Below are 21,101 nucleotides of genomic sequence, written 5' to 3'. Positions count from 1 at the left end.
GGCGCAGGGCCTACTCTGGCCCATCCGGGGTGCCGGCGGAACGGTGGGTCCCGAGCGTCTGCGCCACGGGGGCGAGCGCGGAGCGACGGACCTTGCCCGCGTCGCTCCGAACGGGCTCGTGCACGATCCGGAGGGCCCGGAGGCGCCGCTCAGCGCCCAGCTCGGCGTTCGCCCGAGCGAGCAGACCGGCCGGGTCCACGCCCGCGTCGCCCACGTCGACGACCGCCTCCACCGCCTGCCCCAGCTCCGTGTCCGGCACGCCGAAGGCGACCGCCCCGCGGACTCCGGGCAGGGCCTCCAGCACCCGCTCGACCTCGGCCGGCCAGACGTTCACTCCGCCCCGGAGGATCAGATCGTCGGCGCGGTCGACCACCCAGAGCCACCCGTCCCCGTCGACGCGGCCGACGTCGCCGAGGGTGTCCCAGCCCTCCTCCGTCCGCCGCGAGCCCGCGCCGAGGTAGCGGTAGGCGGGGGCCTCGCCGCGGTGCAGCCAGATGCGGCCGAGCTCGCCGGTCGGAGCCTCCGTGCCGTCCTCCCGCAGGATGCGCAGGGTCGTCCCGCTGATCGGCCGTCCGACACTGCCCGGGTGCTCCAGCCACTCCCGGCCCGTGATCATCGTCAGTCCGTTCGACTCGCTGCCCGCATAGACCTCGACCACCCGCTCCGGGCCGAGCCAGCCGATCAGCGCCCGCTTGTCGGCGGGCGCGCAGGGCGCTCCGAGGTGCAGCACCGTCGCGAGCGAGGACACGTCCGCCCCCGACCGCTCGGGCGCAGCCAGCAGGCGGCGGATCGTGGTCGGGACGAGCAGGGTCCAGGTGACGCGGTGCTCCTCGATCGCCGCGAGGACCCGGGCGGCGTCGAACCGCGGCAGCAGCACCAGGCGCTGCCCGGTCATCAGCCCGCGGAAGGCGTAGGTGAAGGTCGCCGAGTGCATCAGCGGGCCGCTCACCAGCTGCACGCCCTCGCGCGGCAGGAACGGCGCGACCGGCGCGTCCGGATCCAGCAGCGCCGGGCCCGCGGCCAGCACCACCTTCGGCCGCCCCGTGCTGCCGGAGGAGGTGGGCGCCTTCCAGGACGAGGCCCACCGGTCCTCGAGCGAGCCGGCCGGCACCTCCGGCCCGGGCCGCCAGTCGCCCGCGCGCCACGGGACAGCGGAGGAGGAGGGCGCGCCGATGACGAGCGCCGGCCGCGCGATCCGCTCCACCTCGGCGCGCTCCGCCGCCGACAGCCCGGTCGAGACCGGCTGCGGCACGGCGCCCGCCTTCCAGACCGCCGCGCAGACGACGAGCGCGTCCAGCGAGTTCGAGAGCGAGACGGTGACGAGGTCGTCGGTCCGGACGCCGAGATCGCGGTAGGCGCGGGCGAGGCGGGTGCTCTCGCGGTCGAGCTCCCCCGCCGTCAGCGCGCCCTCGTCGGCCACGGCGACGATCCGGTCGGGATCGGCGTCGGCGAGACCGGTGACGATGCGCGAGATCGACCGGCGGGTCACCGGCGGCGCCCGATCGTGTCCAGGCGGCAGGACGGAGTCATCCGGGCACGCCTGCTCGCGCGGATCCCGGCCCGTCGGGAGGAGCTCCTCCTGAGCTCTGAACCGAGCCGTCGAGCACCCGCTCGTAGAACCGCAGATGCGCGGCCGCGACGTCGTCCCAGGAGTGCGAGGCGGCCAGGGCCCGGCCGTCCGGCGAGGGCAGCGTCAGGGCCTCCTCCAGCGCGTCGGCGAAGGAGGCGGGGTCCCGCCCGTAGCGGACCGCGTCCCCGAACACCTCGTGGATCACCGGCAGCTCCCGCGCCACGACCGGCACCCCCGCGGCGAGCGCCTCCATCGCCGCCAGCCCGAACCCCTCCTTCACCGAGACGAAGCCCAGCGCGGAGGCGCCGGCGACGAGCGGAGCGAGCCTCTCCTCCGGAACGGTGCCGAGGATCACCGGAGCGATCCCGAGCTCGGCCGCCCTCCGGTCGAAGGCGGTCCGGTACTCGCGGTAGTCGAACAGGGTCTCGCCGCCGCCGAACACCAGCGCGACGTCGTGGCCGCGCTCGCGCAGCAGAGCCCACGCCTCGAGCAGCTCGATGCTGCCCTTCCGCGGCTCGATGCCGCCGAGGGCGAGGAGGTACGGGCCGAGCTCGGCCCGCCACCCCCCGGTCAGCGGATCGTCGACGGCGGCCGCGAACCGCGCCGCGTCGACACCGTTCGGGATCACGTCGGGCAGCAGCCCCCAGCCGGCGCGCACCTCCTCGGCGACCGCAGCGGACACGCACAGCCGGGTCAGGGGGAGCCGGACGGCGCGGTCGTGGCAGGCGCGCAGCTCCGGGGTGGTGAAGTCGTCCAGGTGGTGGATCGTGCGGATCGGCGCGAGTCCGGCGGCGAGCGCCGCGTTGGCCGAGATGCAGTCCTGCGCGTGGACGACCGGGGCGTCCTCGCCCCGCAGGGCCTCGGCCATCGCGGCGATGGACCGGACGATGCGGGCGCCGACCGGCTCGCCCTCGCGGTGCGGAAAGGGCACCACCCGCACGGTCACGCACGGATCGACGGGGCGGAAGAAGGAGTCGTCGCCGCCCCGGGCGAGCGTGCGCACCGTGACGTCGTGTCCGGCGCGCGCGAGCGCCTCGGCGAGGGCGAGGGTGTGCACCACCCCGCCGCGCGGCCGGGTGGAGTAGGTCAGCAGGCAGATCCGCATCTCAGCTCCGGTAGGCGTGCTCCGCGCGGTCGCGGAGGTGGTGCATCGTGCGGCGGGCGCGGGCGACGGAGCCGGCGACGTCGGCGGAGGCGAGCGCGAGCCCGCCCTTCGCCCAGGTCTTCGCGATGATCTCTCCCGCCGGATCCACGACCTTCGCCTGCCCGAGGAACCGCAGGCCGCCGAGCACGCCGGTCTGGTTCGAGGAGACGAGGTAGACCTGGTTCTCGGCGGCGCGGGCGCAGTCGTAGAGATCGAACAGGTGGGCCTGGCGGTCGTTGCGGATCCGATCGGAGCGGTCGGTCACGCTCGCGGGCCACGCGCTGAGGCAGGCCAGCACCTCCGCGCCGTCCAGGGCCAGCGAGCGCGAGGACTCCGGGAAGGTCTTGTCGAAGTCGATCAGCATCCCCATCCTCCCGATCGGCGAGTCGAAGGCGGCGAAGCTGCTGCCCGGCAGGTACGCCTCGGACTCGCCCAGCGGCAGGTGGACCTTGCGGTGCGTGCCGATCACGCGCCCGCCGTGCACGCACACCGCGGTGTCGTAGCGGAGCTCGCGCCCGCCCTCGAGCGCCCGCTCCGCGATCCCGAAGCACACAGTGAGATCGCCCGCCAGCTCGGCCACCCGGGCGACCTCCGGCCCGTCGAGCTCGAGGCTCGGCGGCAGGTCCGGCCCGGGGTGCTGGAGGTCGAGCAGGTAGCCGCCGAGGGTCGCGTCCGGGAGCACCAGCAGGTCGACCGAGCGCTCGCGGGCGTGAGCGATGATGCCGGCGAGCTTGGCGAGGGTGCGGTCGATGTCGCGACCGAAGTGCGCTGCGACCGCACCCATCACCGTCTCCGTCATGCGAGGAGGCTATCCGGCGAGATCCGGCTGGCGCTCCCGCGTGAAGCGCCCCGCCTCGCGGACGCGCCGGACCTCCTCCGCCAGGTGCGCCGCATCGCGGGCGATCGCCTCGAAGCGGCCGGACCCCCAGGTGTGCAGCCACGGCAGCCCGAGGAACGACAGGCCCGGCACGCTCGTGACTCCGCGCTGGTGGGTGGGGTGGCCGGCGCCGTCGAACACGCCGATCTCGACCCAGCGGTAGTCGGAGCGGAACCCGACCGCCCAGACGACGCTGCCGATGCCCGCGAGGTCGAGCTCTGTCGCCTCGGACTCCGGCCGCCAGACCGGACGGCAGCGGGCCTCCTCGGGAGCGTCGATGCCGTGCGCCGCGATGTAGCGGTCGATGTCGTCCTTGATCGACTCCGCGACCGAGTCCGCGTAGTCGAGCGCCGCCTCCGCCGTGGGGGCGAAGCGCAGCCGCGACCCCTCCACCTCGGCCAGTCGGCCGTAGAGGTGCATCCCGTCGCGGGCGAAGGCGCGCAGGTCGATGTCCCGCCCGCCCCCGCGCCCCGTCACGTAGTGGTTGGTCGACTCCCGCTTGGTGAGCCCGCCGACCTGCGCGTGGACGGGCACGTCGTACACGCCCATGTCCTGGAGCCAGGCGACGCAGTCGCGGCCCCGGTAGAAGCGCGCCACCCGCGGCGCGCTGCCGAGGGCGAGGTGGACCTCGCGCCCGGCGAGGAAGAGGTCCTCGGCGATCTGCGCGCCCGACTGCCCGGAGCCGACGACGAGCACGCCGCCGGGCGGGAGCGCCTGCGGCGAGCGGTAGTCGGCGGAGTGGAGCTGCAGCACGTCCGCCGGCAGCCGCGCGGCGACGGCGGGGAGGACCGGGCGGTGGTAGCCGCCGGTCGCCACGACGACCTGGTCGGCCGTGATCGCGCCCGCGCTCGTGATCAGCTCGAACCCTCCCCCGGCGCGCTCGCGGAGCCGGCTCACCTCCACGCCCTCGACCACGGGGGCGTCGAAGCTCTGCGCGTAGCGGCGCACCCACGCGTGCACCTCGTCGCGCGTCATGAATCCGTCCGGGTCCGGCCCGTCGTAGGGGTACCCGGGGAGGCGGCACTGCCAGTTCGGCGTGACGAGGGTGAAGGCGTCCCAGCGGCGGTCGATCCAGTCGTGGCCGATGGTCGCGCGCTCGAGCACGACGTGCTCGATGCCGTCGTCGACCAGGTGCCGGCTGATCGAGAGCCCGGCCTGCCCGCCTCCGACCACCGCGACCTCGACGTGGCGCCCGGGCTCGATAGCGGCGCTCACGGCCGCACCCGCTGCCCGGCCGGAGCGGGCGGCTCCATCGCGAGCACCCTGACCGTGCCGCCCTCGAAGCGCTGCGCCGTGCGGAGGATGTCGGACTCCTGCTGCATCGCGGAGGTGCAGGCGAACCCGAACCGCTCCCGCACCCGGTCCGACGCGATGCGCAGCGCCTCACTCGAACGGGCGACGAAGTCCTCGAGCGAGTAGGCGGTCCCGGTCCCGAGGAACTCGTGCACGACCAGGCTCGGCGAGTAGCAGCGCTCCTCCGAGCCGTCCGGCCAGCGGACGTGGAAGGTCATCTCAGGCATGGACGAGTCCTCCGTTCCAGACCCGGTCGATGTCGTAGGCGTCGGGCCGCCGGTCGCGCAGGTGGAACATCCCGCCGCGCATCGCCTCGAAGGCGCCGCGCACGTCGATGTCGGCGACGGCCATGCCTGCTCCGAGCAGCGTCGTCGCGAGCACGTTGCCGCCGGGATCGACGACCTTCGCGTTCCCGACGTAGCGGAGCGAGCCGAAGGTCCCCGACTGGTTCGAGGCGAGCCAGAACACCTGGTTGTCGAGGGCGCGGGCGATGTCGAACTGATTGAACCGGTACGTCCAGCGGTCCTCCTGCAGGTTCTCGGCCGTCGCCGTCCGAGCGGCCGGCCACGCCGAGAGCGAGGCGATGATCTCGGCGCCGTCCAGCGCCATCGACCGCGCCGCCTCGGGGAACGCCTTGTCGTAGCAGATCTGCAGGCCCACCCGGCCGACCGGCGTCTCGAAGGTGCCGTAGCCCGGGCCCGGCGAGTACGAGAGGTGCTCGCCCAGCGGCTGGTGCACCTTCCGGTAGCTGCCGTAGACCTGCCCGCCGTCCAGGAGCGCGGCCGCGTTGTAGCGGGTCTCGCCGTCGTCGTCGAGCTCGCAGAAGCCGATCGCCACCACCAGGTCGCCGACGATCTCCTGCACCCGCCGCAGCTCCGGCCCGTCCAGGCGCACCGCCGGCGGGAGGGAGCGGCGGGTGGTGGCGACCGTGTCGCCGTGGTTGCCGAGCGAGGAGAGGTAGCCGCCGATCGCGGCCTCGGGGAGCACCAGGAAGCGCACTCCCCTCTCGCGGGCCTCCTCGGCCAGGGAGGCGATGAGCGCGTAGTTCTGATCCAGGTCGCGGGTGAAGTTCGCCGCGACCGATCCGACGAGGGTCATCGCGATCGCCTACAGGTTGTAGGTGGAGTTGATGATCGCGCCCTTGCGGGCGTAGTGGATGAGCGCGTCCTGCACGTCGAGCGGGTGGCAGGGGATGCAGCCCTCGATCAGGTCCTCCTCGCGGAGGCCGTGGAGCGCCATGCCGAACCGGCAGACGAAGACGCGGTTCCCCTCCTGGATGAAGGTCTCGATGGCGTTGTTGAGGTTCTGCTCGCCGGGGAATCCGGAGTCGCCGACCGTCGGGAAGCCGCGGGTGGCCATCGCGTTGATGGTGCCGGGCCCGTAGAAGTAGAGCGCGGACTCGTAGCCCTTCCGCGCCGCGCGGGTGGCCTGGAGCACTGCGACGAAGCTGACCGAGGACTCGTGGGCGATGCCGTGCACGAGGGTCAGGTACGACTCCCCGGGCTCGGCCTGGTAGTCGGGGAAGACCTTGGTGGAGCCGTAGAGGTTGCTGCCCTTCGGGAGCGCCGGGTGGGCGATCTCGGAGCGCGACATCTCGATGTTGGCGCTGACCTGGTCTTCGATCTCCTGGGAGACGGACATGGTTCCTCCTGGTGTCGGTCCGCCGAAGCGGCGTGCGAGTGCATGGCTCCGGCGGGATGCGCTGAGACGACGCGGGACGACGTCCGCCGGGGTGGAGCAGTGGTGCGGAGTGGAACGCGTCCAGTCAACGGCCGGGATGTTTCGGAGTGGTTTCCACCGGAAGAAGCTCCCGTGACGGCGGATCCGTAACGAGACCGCGTTCCTCCCGTCACGAGGGCGAAACACGAGGCGCCTTGACTGGGGGGTGAGACGACCGCACCGACATCCCGGCCGCCGCTGTGCGCGGCCCGTCCGGCCCGCTCCGCGGTGCCACGAAGGAGTCCTCGTGACCGATCTCCGCAGTCCCTCCCCCGCGTCCTCGCCGCCGGCAACCGGTGCGGCGCACCCGGCCGCCGGCCCGCACCCGGTCGGCGGGGCGCACTCCCCGGGCGGGGCGCACTCGACCGGGATCCGCCGCACCGGCCCCTCCGCCCTCCGCACCCGCGTCGACATCGCCCTGCAGGGCATCCGCGTCGAGGCACCGGTGCACCGCGAGGCCGGCGCCGGCCCGAGCGACGACGGGCACGTGATGCTCGGCGGCCTGGGCGCCGCGATCCCGGTGAACCCCGACAGCCCCTACGTGGTGAGCGGGAACCGCCTCCTGCTCGAGGGCGCCGACATCGGCCTGGACGTGACTCCCGTCCGCCGCCCGCGCTTCTACGATCTCGACACCGCCGACGGCGTCTCCTACGAGAAGATCGCCCGGCTGCACGGCCGTGACATCCTCGCGACCACCGTCGTCCAGACCTGCATGCGCTACGACGAGGCGGAGCGCTGCCGCTTCTGCGCGATCGAGGCCTCGCTCGAAGCCGGTGCGACCATCGCGGTCAAGACCCCGGCCCAGCTCGCCGAGGTCGCGGAGGCGGCGGTCCGCCTCGACGGCGTGCGCCAGATGGTGATGACCACCGGCACCTCCAAGGGCCGCGACCGCGGAGCGGCCCACCTCGCGCGCTGCGTCCGCGCGGTGCTCGCGGCGGTCCCCGGGCTGCCGATCCAGGTCCAGTGCGAGCCCCCCTCCGACGTCTCGGCGCTGCAGGCGCTGAAGGACGCGGGCGCCGTCTCGATCGGCATCCACGTGGAGTCGATGGACGACGCGGTGCGGCAGCGCTGGACCCCGGGCAAGGCGCGGGTCAGCCTGGACGAGTACCGCTGGGCGTGGCGCGAGGCGGTGCGGATCTTCGGCCGCAACCAGGTCTCGACCTACCTCCTGGTGGGCCTCGGCGAGGACCCGGACGAGCTGGTCACGAGCGCCCGCGAGCTGATCGGGATGGGGGTCTACCCCTTCGTGGTGCCCTTCCGTCCGCTGCGCGGGACCCTGGCGACCGAGGTCGACCACGTGCTCCCGCCGGCCGGGTCACTGCTGGAGCGGGTCAGCGCCGAGGTCGCCGCGCTCCTGATCGAGGCCGGGATGCTGAGCAGCGGCCAGAGTGCGGGCTGCGCGGCGTGCGGGGCCTGCGGCGTCCTGAAGACGGCCGGCGCCTGATGGTGGAGCTCTCGATCCTCGAGGGTGTTCGGGTCGCGCCTGCGTTCACGGTGGTGCGGGCGGAGGAGCGCGAGCTCGCCGCGCACCGGGCCCTGCGGCGCGAGGTCTTCGTCGCCGAGCAGGGGCTGTTCGCGGGCGACGACCACGACGACGCCGACGACGATCCGCGCTCGGTGGTGCTCGTCGCGGTGGCTCCGGACGGCGCGGTGCTCGGCGGGGTCCGGATCGCGCCTGTCGGCGGCGGACGCGATCTGGGCTGGTGGACCGGCAGCCGCCTGGTGGTGGCGCGCGAGGCGCGGGGCGGCTCCGGGATCGGTGCCGCCCTCGTGCGCGCGGCCTGCGCGGAGGCGGAGGCGCGCGGGGTGCTCCGCTTCGAGGCCTCGGTGCAGCTGCGCAACGAGGTGCTGTTCCGGCGGCTCGGCTGGCGGAGGATCGGCACGAGCACCGTCGCCGGAGTCGAGCACGCCCGGATGCGCTGGCCGGTCGACCGGCTCGACCGGGCGGCCACCGCGGCCAAGGCGGCCCTCGGCGCCCTTCTGGCTCCGCTGGCGGCCGAGGGGGGCCTCGGTGGGGCCGGCTTCGTCGGCGACGACGGAGCACCGGTCCCGGGCAGCGACCTGATCGCCGTCTGCGACGCGATCGTCCCGTCCATGGTGGAGCGCCACCCGGAGTGGGCGGGGTGGTGCTCGGTGCTGGTCAACGTCAACGACCTCACCGCGATGGGCGCGACCGGCATCGGGCTGATGGACGCGATCGGCGCTCGCGACGCGGCCGCCGCCGCGCGCATCGTGAGCGGTCTGCGGGCCGCCTCCGCCGCCTGGGGCGTCCCCGTGCTCGGCGGGCACACCCAGCTCGGAGTGCCGGCGGCCCTGAGCGTCACCGGTCTCGGCCGTACCGCGGCGCCGGTGCCGGGCGCCGCCGCTCCGGGCGACGAGCTCTCGCTGACGGCCGACCTCGGCGGCGGCTGGCGGCCCGGCTTCGCGGGCGCCCAGTGGGACTCGACGTCGTCCCGGCGCGCGGAGGAGCTCCGGGCGATGGCCGCCTCCGTCGGACTCGCGCGGCCGAGGGCGGCGAAGGACGTGAGCATGGCCGGGCTGGTGGGGACGGTCGGCATGCTCGCCGAGGCCAGCGGAGGAGGAGCGGTGATCGACCTCGCGGCGGTCCCCGTCCCCGAGGCGGCCGGCACCGCCGACTGGCTCGGCTGCTTCCCCGGCTTCGCGATGATCACCGCCGACCGGCGGGGGGAGTCGAGGATGGGCACACCCTGGACCGCGACGGCCGCGGTGGGGAGCGTCGTCACGGAGCCGGGCGTGCGGCTGCGCTGGCCGGACGGCGAGGAGACGACGGCGATCGCCGGTGCGGTGACGGGGCTCGGCGCAGCGGGCTGACGGGCCGGGCCGGAGGTGCATCGTCCTCGGCGCGGCCGTGAGACGCAACCCCGCGCAGATCCTCGCCAAGCGGCGGAGACTGGCGGCGGCCCGTTGCTCGACGGGCGCTCATCGACGGAAGGAACGACCCCATGGTGGATCTCGGAGGACTCGCGGACAAGGCGAAGAACGCCGTGAACAGCGACAAGGGCGAGGAGCTGACCGACAAGGGACTCGACAAGGCGGGCGACGCCGCCGACTCCGCGACCGGCGGGAAGTTCGCCGGCCAGGTCGACAAGGCCCAGGAGGCCGGCGACCAGCACGTCGGCAACGACTGACCGCCGGGCGGCCCTTCCGCGCTGTCGCGGAGGGCCGCCCGTCCATCAGTCCCGGTCGCCGAGCCCGCGCAGCAGCGCCTGCACCACGGCGACGGAGCGATCGGCCGCGTCGTCGACGTGCGCCTCGAACTCGCCGGGGGCGCAGAGGTCCGAGATCCCGCGGACCGAGACGAACGGCAGCCCGTGCACGTGCGCCGTCTGCGCGAGGGCGACGGACTCCATGTCGGTGGCGAGCGCGCCGGGGAAGTCGTTCCGCACGCGGTCCACGTGGGCGCTCGAGACGAAGACGTCGCTCGAGACGATCAGGCCGCGGCGCACCGGCGGCCCCTCCAGCAGCTCGAGCTCCGCGGCGAGCGCCGCGTCGTCCCCGGAGTAGCGGGCGGGCATCCCCGGGACCTGCCCGAGCGCGTAGCCGAACGCCCGCGCATCGGCGTCGGTCTGCACGTACTCGGCGCCGATCACGACCTCGCCCACGCGGACGTCGGCGCCCAGGCCGCCGGCGGTCCCCGCGCTCACCACGAGCGGCCGGGAGCCGCCCTCCCGCAGGATCGCTGCGGTGAGACCGCCGGCCGCGTTGACGAGGCCGATGCCGGTGCGGACGAGCAGCACCGCGCGGGAGTCGAGCTCGAGCTCCCACTGCAGCGCGTTGCCGACGGCGCGCGGCTCGGAGGCGCTGGACGCGGCGGCGAGGAACGGCGCGGCCTCCTCGTCCATCGCGACCAGGACGATCGCCGTGCTCACGCGGTGACCGTCTCCCACTCCGAGCGGTGCGCGAGGAACGTGCGCGCCGCCTCCTGCGCCCCCTCGAGGGAGTGGTTGGCGCCCCAGCCGCACTGGGTCTCGTTGGCGGCCGGGACCTCGTCGGCCTCGGTGATGTCCTGGAGCGTCGCCTCGACCAGGCCGAGCACCTCGGAGAGCTCGGGCTCGCCCGAGAGGAGCAGGTAGAAGCCGGTCTGGCAGCCCATCGGCGAGAAGTCGATCACGCGGTCGGAGTGGTTGCGGGACTTCTCGGCGAACAGGTGCTCGAGCGAGTGCACGGTGGGCATCTCGAGGTGCCCGCGGTTGGGCTGGGTGAAGCGCACGTCGTACTTGACGAGGTGGTCGCCTCCGGGCAGCGTCTTCGCGTCGGCGAGGCGCACGTACGGCGCTGCGACGGTGCGGTGGTCGAGGTTGAACGACTCGACGTTCATGCGCGGCTGATCCACGGTGGTCTCCTTCGCTGGGGGTCCCTCCATTGTCCTCCGCTCCGCGGAGCGGAGGCGGACCCCGGCGGATCCGGCTGCTTCTTCTCCGGGGCTGCGCCCGGATGCGAAGAGCTCCTCGCCGGCCACGACGAGGTACGCCGTGTCGAGCGCGATGATCACCAGGACCGCCCTGAACAGGCGCGCGGAGACCGTGCGGTCGTCCAGCGGGACCCCGCCGCCCAGACCCGCACGGAGGCGTGGAGCACCCCGGACAGCACCAGCGCGACGAGCGCCGTCACGCCGAGCACACTGTCCGGAACGACCACCGCCACCACCTCCTCCGTCGACGGGTCGAGCATGCCGTCGCGCCCGGCGCGGCGGGGACCCGTGCCCCTGAGCAGTGGAGAACGGGCCGCTCCGATCCCTGGGGAGGAGCCTCGGCCGCTCCTCAGAACAGGTCCGCGAAACCCATCGCGACGAGGTTGTCGTGCGAGATCCGCAGGCAGTCGAGCGCGCTCCGCCCGTAGCGCTCGTCCTGCTCGACGAGGAGGTGGTCGACGCCGAGCGCGAGGCTCGTCCCGATGATCCCCGGGAAGTCGAGGTTGCCCTCCCCCACCTCGGCGAACTGCACGTTCGAGGTGAAGGCGTGCACGGACCACCCGCCGGACGCATCGGCGGGCGGCCCGACCCGGTAGTCCTTCAGGTGCACCAGGGCGACGCGCTCCCCGTACCGGCGCAGCGTCGTCACGGGATCGAGCCCGCCCCGCTGCACCCAGTGCACGTCGAGCTCGAGCCCCAGCAGCGGAGCCCGGTCGGCGACGACGTCGAGCAGGAGGCGGCCGTCGTGCCGCGCGAACTCGTGGTGGTGGTTGTGGAGCAGCAGCCGCAGCCCGTCGTCGCGGAGCCTCGCCGCGGCGGCCTGGCAGCGGTCGGCGAAGTCGAGCAGAGCGGCCGGCGAGGCCGCCGCGGAGGCGGGCAGCATGCCGATCCGGACCGTGCGCGTGCCGAGCGCACGGGCGTCGGCGACGATCCCGGCGAGCCCGCCCTCGAGCGCGGCGCCCGGGGAGTCCCCCGGTGCCAGGCCCGCCGAGATCGCCGCGATCTCCACGCCGAGCTCGTCCCGCGCCCGCTGCAGCTCGGCCACGGTGGCCGCCGTCAGCGGGATCTGCGAGATCTCCACCGACCGGTAACCGATCGCTCGGACCTCCCGGAGCGTCGCGAAGGCGCCCGCCGAGGCGAACGCGTCCTTCAGCATCATCGCCTGCACGCCGATCCTGGTCACGGCAGTCCTCCCGGTCGCGGTGGGGGCCGGCGTCTCCGCGGCCCGGAACGCCCCCGACGGTAGAGGCGCGCCTCCGATCTTGTCAATCGGTTGCCAATACGCGTATGGTCGTGGCACGGCGGCGCTCCTGCCCGCCGGTTCCCGACGACGAGAACGAGGCACGCACCGTGACCACCGCACCCGCGACGACCGCACCCGCGAACCCCGCACCCTGGACCCTCTCCGGCTTCGGCGACGAGATCGACCCCGACCCGGTCGTCCAGGTCGCCGTCCTCCGAGCGCTCGGCGCGCACAGCATCGAGGTGCGAAGCGCCTGGGGCCGGAATGTCGTCGACCTCGACGACGAGCGCCTCGCCCGCCTCGCCGCCGTGCTCGAGCGCGGCGGCCAGTCCGTCTCGGCCGTCGCCTCGCCCATCGGCAAGGTCGACGTCGCCCTCGACCCCGAGCTCGAGGTGGCGCGCCTCGACCGCGTCATCCGCGTCGCGCACACCCTCGGCACACCGAGCATCCGCGTCTTCTCGTTCTACCGGGGCGAGGGAGTGCCGGTCGAGAGCATCCGCGACGACGTCCTGCTGCGCATGCGCAGGCTCGCCGATCGCGCCGAGCGCGAGGGCGTGGTGCTGCTGCACGAGAACGAGAAGGACATCTACGGCGACGTCCCCGAGCGGATCCTCGACCTGGTCGAGTCCGTCGGCTCGCCCGCCCTGCGCCTCGCCTGGGACAACGCGAACTTCGTGCAGTGCGGGGTGCGGCCCTTCGACGACGGCTGGACGGCGCTGCGGCCCTACGTCGACTACCTGCAGGTGAAGGACGCGGTGGCCGCGACCGGCACCGTGGTGCCCGCCGGCGAGGGCGACGGCCAGCTGCGCGAGACGCTCACCGCCCTGCGCGACGACGGCTGGACGGGCGTCGCCTCGCTGGAGCCGCACCTCGCGATCACGGACGCCCTCGGCGGATTCTCCGGCCCCGAGTCGTTCGGAGTGGCCGCTCGGGCCTTCCGGGGGCTCGCCTCCTCGCTCGGGATCGACCTGCGATGACCGTCCGCGCGGCGGTGATCGGCTGCGGCGACATCTCCTCCGTCCACCTCGCGGCGATCGGCACCGCACCCGGCGCGGAGCTGGTGGCGGTCTGCGACACCGACCCGGGCCGGCTCGCCGCGGCCGCCGAGAGGCACGCGGTGCCGGGCTTCCCCGAGGCGGTCCGGATGCTCGACTCCGTCCGCCCCGACGTCGTGCACGTCTGCACTCCGCACAGCACGCACGCCGCGCTGGCGGTCGCGGCCCTGGACCGCGGCGTCGCGGTGCTCCTCGAGAAGCCGCTCGCCTCCTCCGTCGCCGAGGGCGAGCAGGTGATCGCCGCGGCCGAGCGGGGCGGGGCGCGCATCGGCGTCTGCTTCCAGAACCGCTACAACCCGCCCGTGCAGCGCCTCCGCGAGCTGCTGGCGTCCGGCTCCCTGGGTGCCGTGACAGGTGCGGCCGCGACCGTGCTCTGGCACCGCGCTCCCGGCTACTACCTCGACCGCCCCTGGCGCGGGATGCGGGCCGAGGGCGGCGGCGGGATGCTGATGAACCAGGCGATCCACACCGTCGACCTCCTGCAGTGGCTCCTCGGCGAGGTGGTCGCGGTGAGCGGCTCCGCCTCCACGCGCCTGCTGCCGATCGAGGTCGAGGACACCGCCGACCTGGTGCTCACCCACGCCTCCGGCGCGCGCAGCGTCCTCTACGCGACCGTGGCGAACGCGTGGGACGAGCCGGTCGAGCTCCGCCTGCGCACCGAGCGTGCCATCGTCTCGCTGCGCGGTGCCCTCACCGTGCGGCGCGACGACGGATCCGTCGAGGTCGTCCCGGACACGGAGCGCCGATCCGGCGGGCGCTCGTACTGGGGCGCCTCGCACGAGCTGCTCGTGCACGACTTCTACGCCCGCCTCGGCGAGGACGAGCCCTTCTGGATCTCGCCCCGCGAGGCGGCGAGGTCGCTCGCGATCGTCCAGGCCGCCTACGCCCCGAGCGCGCCCGCGCGGATCCCCCACTCCACCCCGAACGAAGGACTCCTTCCATGACCACCGTCCGCCTCGGCATCATCGGATTCGGCGCCCAAGGCTCCTCCTACGCCCGCTTCCTCGCCGACGGCAGGGTGCGCGACCTCGTCGTCACCGCCGTCGCCGACGTCGACCCCGCCCGGGAGGCGGCGGCCGCCGCGCTCGCGCCCGGAGCGTCCTTCCACGCCGACCACCGCTCCCTCCTCGCGAGCGGGGAGGTCGACGCCGTCGTCGTCTGCACTCCGCACTACCTCCACCCCGGGATCGGCATCGACGCTCTCGAGCACGGGCTGCACGTCCTGGTCGACAAGCCGGCGGGCGTCTACGCCGCGCAGGTGGCGGAGCTGAACGAGGCCGCCGCCGCCCGTCCCGGTCAGCGCTTCGCGATCATGTTCAACCAGCGGGCGAACCCGCTCTACCGCCGGCTCAAGGAGGTCGTCGACGAGGGCGGGATCGGCCGGATCCTGCGCTCGAACTGGATCATCACGACCTGGTGGCGGCCGCAGGCCTACTTCGACCAGAGCGCGTGGCGCGCGACCTGGGGAGGCGAGGGCGGAGGCGTCCTGGTCAACCAGGCGCCCCACCAGCTCGACCTGTGGCAGTGGCTGTGCGGAGTGCCGGAGTCGGTGGTCGCGAAGGCCGGCTACGGGCGGTGCCGCGACATCGCGGTGGAGGACGAGGTGACGGTGCTCGCCGACTTCGGCGGGGGCACGACCGGCGTGCTGGTCACCACGACGCACGACCCGATCGGCACCGACCGCCTCGAGATCATCGGCGACCGCGGCCGGATCGTCGTCGACGACTCCCGGGTCGCGACGATCACCCGGCTGAACGCCCCCGAGCGCGAGGTCAGCGCCGCCCTCAGCGCCGAGGACGTGGGCCTCCTGCTCAGCGGTCGCTACGACACCGCGGGCCTCTCCACGACGGAGCGGATCGAGTCGGCGTCGGTCTGGGGCGAGCAGCACACGGCCGTCCTGCAGGACTTCGCGGACAGCATCCTGCACGGCACGCCGCTGCTCGCACCCGGGGCGGAGGGGATCCTCGGGGTCCGGCTCGCCAACGCCATCCACTACTCGAGCTGGACGGGACGCGAGGTACCGCTCGACCTCGACGAGGGCGTGTTCCTGGCGGCGCTCAACGAGCGCATCCGCGAGGAGGGGGCGTTCCCGGAGCGGAGCTGACGGGGCGGAGCCGCGCGGAGCCGCGCTGGACGGGACCGGAGCGGTGGGCGGCCGGCCGGCGACGGCGGCCTCCCGGAGCGCGGGCTCCCCGATCCGGCGCGACCCGGACGCGAGCGACGGGCCGGGCGGGCTTCTCGGCCCTGTGGCAGCATGGGCGGCGGACGGCGCCCCGTCCGCCGCCGTGCCCCTCGAGAGAAGACCGCGATCGTGCCCAGCGAAGACGCGCCCACCGGCCCCTCCGCCGGGAGACGCCGCGGCCGCTCCGCGACGACGATCTACGACGTCGCCCGACTCGCCGGCGTCGCCCCCTCCACCGTCTCCCGCGGGCTGAGCACGCCCGGACGGCTGAACGCCGCGACCGAGCAGCGGATCCGCGCCGCCGCGAAGGAGCTGGGCTACCGGCTCAACCCGATGGCGCGCGCGCTGCCGACGGGCCGCACCTCGACCCTCGGGCTGCTGGTGGCCGACATCACCAACCCGGCCTTCTTCCCCGCCGTGCGCGGAGCGGAGCGGGCGGCGTCGCTCCGCGGCTTCACGATGATCCTCGCCGAGTCGCAGGAGTCCGGGGAGCGCGAGGCCGAGGCGGCCGACCGCATCGCCGCCTCCACCGACGGGCTCGTCCTCGTCAGCACCCGCCTCAGCGACGAGGAGATCATCGCGCTGGCCGGGCGCATCCCGGTCGTCGTCCTCAACCGCGTGGTCCCCGGCGTCGCGGGGATCGTGCCCGATCTCGCCCCCGGGATCGACGCCGCGCTCGACCACCTCGCGGCCCTCGGCCACCGCTCCCTCGCCTTCATCGCCGGTCCGCCCGACTCGTGGATGAGCGCCGCGCGATGGGAGCTCCTCCTCGACCGCGCTCCGCAGCGGGGCATGACGGTCGTCGAGATCGGGCCGGGCGTCTCGACCCTCGAGGGCGGGAGGAGCGCGCTCGCGAGGGTGACCGCCTCCGGCGTCGGCGCGGTGATCGCCTACAACGACCTGGTCGCCATCGGACTGATGCGCGCGGCTCAGGAGTCGGGCGTCGCGATCCCGGAGCAGCTCAGCATCATCGGCTTCGACGACATCTTCGGCAGCGACTTCACCTCGCCGCCGCTGTCGACCATCAGCGCACCGCTGGGCCGGATGGGCGAGCGGGCGGTCCGCCGGGTGCTCGGCGACGAGGAGCCTCCGGAGCGGGCCGACGACCTGCCGACGGAGTTCGTCCCGCGCGCCTCGACGGGACCCCGCCGCGACTCCTGACCCCGGTCCGCGCCCCGGCGCGCCAACCGGTGCGACAGCCTTGGCAATCGGTTGACACTCCTCCGCACCCATACTTGGATGGCCCCGTGCCGACGAAGCTGCTGAACGATCCCGACCGACTCCTGCCGATCGACCCGACGACCCGGGCGATCGCCCGCGATCTCCACGCGAGCGTCGCCGACCTGCCGATCCTCTCCCCGCACGGGCACGTGGATCCGCGCCTCCTGCTCGAGGACCGCCCCTTCGCCGACGCATCCGAGCTCTTCCTCCGGCACGACCACTACGTCACCCGGCTGCTCCACTCCGCCGGGATCGACCTCGGCGATCTCGGCATCCCCGGAGGCGAGCGCCTCGCCGGCCCGGAGGAGGTGTGGCGCACGTTCTGCGCGCACTGGCGGATCTTCGCGGGAACCGCCTCGGGCTACTGGCTCCAGTCGATCCTCGCCGAGCAGTTCGGCATCACCGAGCAGCCCGACGCCTCCACCGCCGACGCCCTCTTCGCGGCGATCGGGGCCCGGCTGTCGTCCGCCGCCTTCCGCCCGCGGGCGCTCTTCGAGCGGTTCGGGATCGAGGTGCTGGCGACGACCGACGATCCGCTGGACGACCTGGCCGTCCACCGGGCTCTGGCGGAGGATCCGGCGTTCCCGGGCCGCGTGCTGCCGACCTTCCGCCCCGACGCCTACCTCGATCCCTCCGCCCCCGGCTGGCCCGAGCGCGTCGCCGCCCTGGCCGCCGCCACCGGAACGAAGGAGTCCAGCTTCCCCGGATTCCTCGAGGCCCTCCGCGCCCGGCGCCGGCACTTCCTCGACCACGGCGCCGTCTCCGCCGACCACGGAGTGCTGGAGCCGCTGACCGTCGACCTCGACCCCGCCGAGGCGCAGTCCCTCTTCGCCCGCGCCCGCGCCGGCACGATCGACGCCGAGAGCAGCCGCGTCCTCGCCGCGCACCTGCTGCTGCAGTCCGCCCGCATGAGCGTCGACGACGGCCTGGTGATGACCGTCCACGCCGGCGTGCTGCGCAACCACGATCGGCCGACCTTCGAGCGCTTCGGTCCCGACACCGGCCACGACATCCCCGTCGCGACCCGGTTCGCCGAGCCCCTCCGCCCGCTGCTGCAGGAGCTCGGCAACGCACCGGGCTTCCACCTCGTCCTCTTCGGGATCGACGAGAGCACTCACTCGCGCGAGCTCGCTCCCCTGGCCGGCTACTACCCGTCGGTGTTCCTCGGAGCGCCGTGGTGGTTCCTCGACGCGCCCGACGCGGTGCTGCGCTTCCGCGCCGCCGTGACGGAGACCGCCGGCTTCTCGCGGAGCTCCGGCTTCATCGACGACACCCGCGCGTTCCTCTCCATCCCGGCCCGTCACGACATGGCGCGAAGGCTGGACGCCGCGTTCCTCGCGCGCCTGGTCGCCGAGGGGCGCATCGACTCCGAGACGGCGAGCGCCGTCATCCTGGACCTCGTCGACGCCCAGCCGCGGAAGGTCTTCAAGCTGTGAGCGGGCACGGCGGAGGAGGCGGTCTCGATCGCGCGTCCTCGGGCCTGCCGGCGGCTCCCGTCCGCATCGTCCACCTCGGCCTCGGCGCCTTCCACCGAGCGCATCAGGCCTGGTACACGCACGCCGTCGACGACGACCACGAGTGGGGCATCGCCGCATTCACCGGCCGGAGCCCCCGCGCGGCCGAGGAGCTCGCCGCGCAGGACGGCCTGTTCACGCTGATCGAGCGCGGACCGGAGGGCGACTCGGCGACGGTCGTGGGCAGCATCGTCGAGGCGATCGACGGCGCGGACGTCGCGCGTCTCGTCGAGCTCGTCGCGGCTCCTGCGACGGCGATCGTCACGCTGACGATCACGGAGGCCGGGTACCGTCTCGCCGCGGACGGCGGCCTCGACCTGGACGACCCCGCCGTCCGGAGCGACCTCGCCGCCCTCCGATCGGGAGGAGCGCCGACGACCGCGCTCGGCCGCCTCCTCCTCGGCCTCACCGCCCGGCGCGACGCCGGCTCCGGCCCGCTCGCCGTCGTCCCCTGCGACAACCTCTCCGGCAACGGCCCTCTCGTGCGCCGTGGACTGCTCCTGCTCGCCGAGCGGCTCGACCCGTCGCTCGCCGACTGGATCGACCGCACCGTCTCGTTCGTGTCGACCTCCGTCGACCGGATCACCCCGGCCGCCACGGCGGCGGACCGGGAGTCGGCGGCCGAGCTCACCGGCATCAGCGATGCCGCGTCCGTCGTGACCGAGCCGTTCCGCGACTGGGTCCTCTGCGGCGGGTTCCCCGCCGGCCGACCCGCCTGGGAGCGCGCCGGAGCCCGCTTCGTGGACGACATCGAGCCCTTCGAGCGGCGCAAGCTGCGACTCCTCAACGGCGCGCACACGCTCCTCGCCGCCACCGGCCGCCGGCGCGGCCTCGCCACCGTCGCGGAGGCGATCGCCGACCCCGCCTGCCGGAGCGCCGTCGAGGCGTTCTGGGCGGAGGCGGCGGCCGGCCTCCCCGCCGGTCTCGACGCGGACGCCTACTGCGCCGCCCTCCTCGGGCGCTTCGGCAACCCCCGGATCGAGCACCGCCTCGAGCAGATCGGCGCCGACGCGACCGCCAAGCTCCGCATCCGGATCGCGCCCGTGCTCCTCGCGGAGCGCGCGGGCGGACACGACGGAGCCGCCTCCCTCCGTGCCGTCGCCGACTGGATCGCACTGCTGCTCCAGGGCGACCGCCTGCCCGACGCGCAGCGCCCCGCCCTCGACCGCGCCCTCGGCTCCGCCCGACCCGTCGAGGCGCTGCTGCGGCTCGTCGATACGCGCCTCGCCGACGACCCGGCCCTCGTCGCCGCGGTCGCCGCTCAGGCGGCCTAGACCTCCACCCCGCCCCTCCGCGCGGCGCCTTCCGGCGCCGTCGGCAACCGATTGCCACCCTCGCACCGTCTCGATGCGGCGCGGATCCCCGACGGGTCCGCGCCCGGGTAAAGGAGCCCGCATGACCCCCCGCACCACCGCGCCCGGAGCGCCCGCCGCTGAGAAGCTCTCGAAGCTGAGCATCGTGGGCTACGGCGCCGGCGACACGGCGAACAACCTCGCCTTCACCACCGCCACGATGTTCCTGCTCGTCTACTACACCGACGTCGCCGGGATCTCCGCGGCCGCGGCGGGCACGCTGCTGCTCGTCGTGCGGATCTTCGACGCGTTCGCCGACGTCTTCGCCGGCCGGGTCGTGGACCGCACCTACAGCAGGCGCTTCGGCAAGTTCCGGCCCTTCCTGATGTTCGGGTCGGTCCCGCTCCTGCTGCTCTCGGCCGCGACCTTCTCCGTCCCGCAGATCGGCGAGAGCGGAACCCTGCTCTACGCCTACCTGAGCTATGCCGCGCTCGGCCTCGCCTACAGCCTCGTCAACATCCCCTACGGCTCGCTCGCCGGAGCGATGACGCAGGTCGGCACCGAGCGCGCGAAGCTCGCCAGCGCCCGCGCCATCGGCGGCGCGATCGTGGGGGCCGGGCTCGGCACCTTCATGGCCCCGCTGGTCGTCCCCGGCGCCCATCTGCAGTCGCTCTTCTCGATCGTCACGCTGAGCTTCGTCGTCGTCGGCTCCGCGCTCTACCTCTTCACGATCCTGACCGCGAAGGAGCGGGTCCAGCGCGACGTCGCGCACGTCACGTTCCGTCAGAGCATGACGACCCTCCGCTCCAACCGGCCGCTGCTCTTCCTCTGCCTCAGCTCGTTCCTGTTCCTCACCGGGACGCTCGCGCTCCAGACCGTGCAGCTCTACTACCTGCGCGACGTGCTCGGATCGGTCCAGCTCTACGCCGCGATGTCGCTGATCCAGCTCGCCCTGACCTTCGGCCTGGCCGCCCTCGTCCCGACGATCGTGCGGCGGTTCGGCAAGCGCAACGCCTACATGGCCGGAGTCGGGGTCCTGATCAGCGGCGGAACGGTCGTCTTCCTCGCCCCGGGCGACGCGGTGGCGGTCGGCTTCGGCGGACTGGTCCTCGCCTACGTCGGCATTCAGCTCGTCAACATGCTCGTCTGGGCGATCGAGGCGGACACCGTTGAGTACGGGGAGTGGAAGACCGGCATCCGCTCCGAGGGCACGATCTACGCCCTGTTCTCCTTCACCCGCAAGACCGGCCAGGCGGTCGGAGGCGCCCTCGCCGCGTACGCGCTGGCCTGGGGCGGCTACGTGGCCGGGGCCGCGGAGCAGAGCGAGCACGCCGAGTGGGGCATCCGCGCCGCCGCCGGCCTCATCCCGGCCGTCGCGGCCCTGCTCGCGGTGCTGATCATGGCGTTCTACCCGCTGACCGACCGCCGGCACGCGCAGATCGTCGCCGAAATAGCCGAGCGCCGCGAGAGCACGGGACAGGCCGCGCCCGTGGCGCCCGGCCTCTCGACCGCCGCGTTCTCGATGGACCGCGCTCCCGGCCGGAACCCCTGACCCGATC

The 21,101-nt window shown here is 74.1% G+C and carries 20 protein-coding genes; 10 read left to right on the top strand and 10 right to left on the bottom strand.

What is annotated here, in order from left to right; translation table 11 throughout:
* Window positions 1–10: 10 nt before the first annotated feature.
* From C5C44_RS04930 to C5C44_RS04900, 7 genes are read right to left on the bottom strand one after another with little or no spacing between them, the layout of a single operon-like run.
* On the bottom strand, window positions 11–1,489 hold the full coding sequence (locus tag C5C44_RS04930) for an AMP-binding protein (RefSeq protein WP_104335422.1): 1,479 nt from the start codon (window positions 1,487–1,489) through the stop codon (window positions 11–13).
* Between the two features lie 37 nt (window positions 1,490–1,526).
* A complete protein-coding gene (locus C5C44_RS04925) occupies window positions 1,527–2,675 on the bottom strand; it encodes an MSMEG_0565 family glycosyltransferase (protein ID WP_104335421.1) in 1,149 nt (382 codons plus the stop codon).
* 1 nt (window position 2,676) lies between these two features.
* Window positions 2,677–3,513 (bottom strand): carbon-nitrogen hydrolase family protein, encoded by an 837-nt coding sequence (locus tag C5C44_RS04920; RefSeq protein ID WP_104335420.1) that lies wholly within the window; start codon window positions 3,511–3,513, stop codon window positions 2,677–2,679.
* A gap of 9 nt (window positions 3,514–3,522) precedes the next feature.
* Entirely contained in the window at window positions 3,523–4,806 is a 1,284-nt protein-coding gene (locus C5C44_RS04915) for an MSMEG_0569 family flavin-dependent oxidoreductase (protein WP_219827830.1), read from the bottom strand.
* Window positions 4,803–5,111 (bottom strand): MSMEG_0570 family nitrogen starvation response protein, encoded by a 309-nt coding sequence (locus C5C44_RS04910; RefSeq protein WP_104222634.1) that lies wholly within the window; start codon window positions 5,109–5,111, stop codon window positions 4,803–4,805. Before C5C44_RS04910 ends, C5C44_RS04915 begins: the two co-directional genes overlap by 4 nt.
* Window positions 5,104–5,982 carry a carbon-nitrogen hydrolase family protein gene (locus C5C44_RS04905; protein ID WP_104222635.1) on the bottom strand — a complete coding sequence of 293 codons (879 nt, stop codon included), beginning with the start codon at window positions 5,980–5,982 and terminating at the stop codon, window positions 5,104–5,106. Before C5C44_RS04905 ends, C5C44_RS04910 begins: the two co-directional genes overlap by 8 nt.
* A gap of 9 nt (window positions 5,983–5,991) precedes the next feature.
* A complete protein-coding gene (locus C5C44_RS04900; protein ID WP_104222636.1) occupies window positions 5,992–6,525 on the bottom strand; it encodes an MSMEG_0572/Sll0783 family nitrogen starvation response protein in 534 nt (177 codons plus the stop codon).
* 325 nt (window positions 6,526–6,850) lie between these two features.
* Between C5C44_RS04900 and C5C44_RS04895 the strand changes: the two genes are divergently transcribed.
* From C5C44_RS04895 to C5C44_RS04885, 3 genes are all read left to right on the top strand, one after another.
* Window positions 6,851–8,047, top strand: a complete 1,197-nt coding sequence (locus C5C44_RS04895; RefSeq protein ID WP_258059779.1) for an MSMEG_0568 family radical SAM protein — start codon at window positions 6,851–6,853, stop codon at window positions 8,045–8,047.
* Window positions 8,047–9,435, top strand: coding sequence for an MSMEG_0567/sll0787 family protein (locus C5C44_RS04890; RefSeq protein WP_104222637.1), 1,389 nt, complete (start codon window positions 8,047–8,049; stop codon window positions 9,433–9,435). Before C5C44_RS04895 ends, C5C44_RS04890 begins: the two co-directional genes overlap by 1 nt.
* 131 nt (window positions 9,436–9,566) lie before the next feature.
* A complete protein-coding gene (locus C5C44_RS04885) occupies window positions 9,567–9,752 on the top strand; it encodes an antitoxin (RefSeq protein ID WP_104222638.1) in 186 nt (61 codons plus the stop codon).
* A 45-nt stretch (window positions 9,753–9,797) separates the two neighbouring features.
* On the opposite strand, the gene mtnN is transcribed toward C5C44_RS04885, so the two are convergent.
* The 3 genes from mtnN to C5C44_RS04865 form a co-directional block, all read right to left on the bottom strand.
* Window positions 9,798–10,493, bottom strand: a complete 696-nt coding sequence (gene mtnN, locus C5C44_RS04880; RefSeq protein WP_258062178.1) for a 5'-methylthioadenosine/S-adenosylhomocysteine nucleosidase — start codon at window positions 10,491–10,493, stop codon at window positions 9,798–9,800.
* Window positions 10,490–10,987 (bottom strand): S-ribosylhomocysteine lyase, encoded by a 498-nt coding sequence (locus C5C44_RS04875; RefSeq protein WP_308470742.1) that lies wholly within the window; start codon window positions 10,985–10,987, stop codon window positions 10,490–10,492. Before C5C44_RS04875 ends, mtnN begins: the two co-directional genes overlap by 4 nt.
* Window positions 10,988–11,384: 397 nt before the next feature.
* Window positions 11,385–12,218, bottom strand: a complete 834-nt coding sequence (locus C5C44_RS04865; RefSeq protein ID WP_258066667.1) for a sugar phosphate isomerase/epimerase — start codon at window positions 12,216–12,218, stop codon at window positions 11,385–11,387.
* Between the two features lie 167 nt (window positions 12,219–12,385).
* Between C5C44_RS04865 and C5C44_RS04860 the strand changes: the two genes are divergently transcribed.
* The 7 genes from C5C44_RS04860 to uidB all read left to right on the top strand — a co-directional run bounded on the left by C5C44_RS04860 (window position 12,386) and on the right by uidB (window position 21,094).
* Window positions 12,386–13,255 carry a sugar phosphate isomerase/epimerase gene (locus C5C44_RS04860; protein WP_258066666.1) on the top strand — a complete coding sequence of 290 codons (870 nt, stop codon included), beginning with the start codon at window positions 12,386–12,388 and terminating at the stop codon, window positions 13,253–13,255.
* On the top strand, window positions 13,252–14,277 hold the full coding sequence (locus C5C44_RS04855) for a Gfo/Idh/MocA family protein (protein ID WP_104262590.1): 1,026 nt from the start codon (window positions 13,252–13,254) through the stop codon (window positions 14,275–14,277). The genes C5C44_RS04860 and C5C44_RS04855 overlap by 4 nt, the downstream gene beginning before the upstream one ends.
* A complete protein-coding gene (locus C5C44_RS04850) occupies window positions 14,274–15,437 on the top strand; it encodes a Gfo/Idh/MocA family protein (RefSeq protein ID WP_104261422.1) in 1,164 nt (387 codons plus the stop codon). The genes C5C44_RS04855 and C5C44_RS04850 overlap by 4 nt, the downstream gene beginning before the upstream one ends.
* A gap of 207 nt (window positions 15,438–15,644) precedes the next feature.
* On the top strand, window positions 15,645–16,676 hold the full coding sequence (locus tag C5C44_RS04845) for a LacI family DNA-binding transcriptional regulator (RefSeq protein WP_181065528.1): 1,032 nt from the start codon (window positions 15,645–15,647) through the stop codon (window positions 16,674–16,676).
* Between the two features lie 86 nt (window positions 16,677–16,762).
* The gene (gene uxaC, locus C5C44_RS04840; protein WP_104335418.1) at window positions 16,763–18,172 is read left to right on the top strand and encodes a glucuronate isomerase; all 1,410 of its coding nucleotides are present in this window, start codon (window positions 16,763–16,765) and stop codon (window positions 18,170–18,172) included.
* The gene (locus tag C5C44_RS04835) at window positions 18,169–19,524 is read left to right on the top strand and encodes a mannitol dehydrogenase family protein (protein WP_258066664.1); all 1,356 of its coding nucleotides are present in this window, start codon (window positions 18,169–18,171) and stop codon (window positions 19,522–19,524) included. Before uxaC ends, C5C44_RS04835 begins: the two co-directional genes overlap by 4 nt.
* Before the next feature lie 121 nt (window positions 19,525–19,645).
* Window positions 19,646–21,094 carry a glucuronide transporter gene (gene uidB, locus C5C44_RS04830; RefSeq protein ID WP_104222645.1) on the top strand — a complete coding sequence of 483 codons (1,449 nt, stop codon included), beginning with the start codon at window positions 19,646–19,648 and terminating at the stop codon, window positions 21,092–21,094.
* Window positions 21,095–21,101: the final 7 nt, after the last annotated feature.

Source organism: Rathayibacter sp. AY1F6, assembly GCF_002932035.1.
Lineage (GTDB): Bacteria > Actinomycetota > Actinomycetes > Actinomycetales > Microbacteriaceae > Rathayibacter.
Note: the sequence above shows the minus strand (reverse complement) of the source record. Positions and strands in the feature narration are given on the sequence as shown.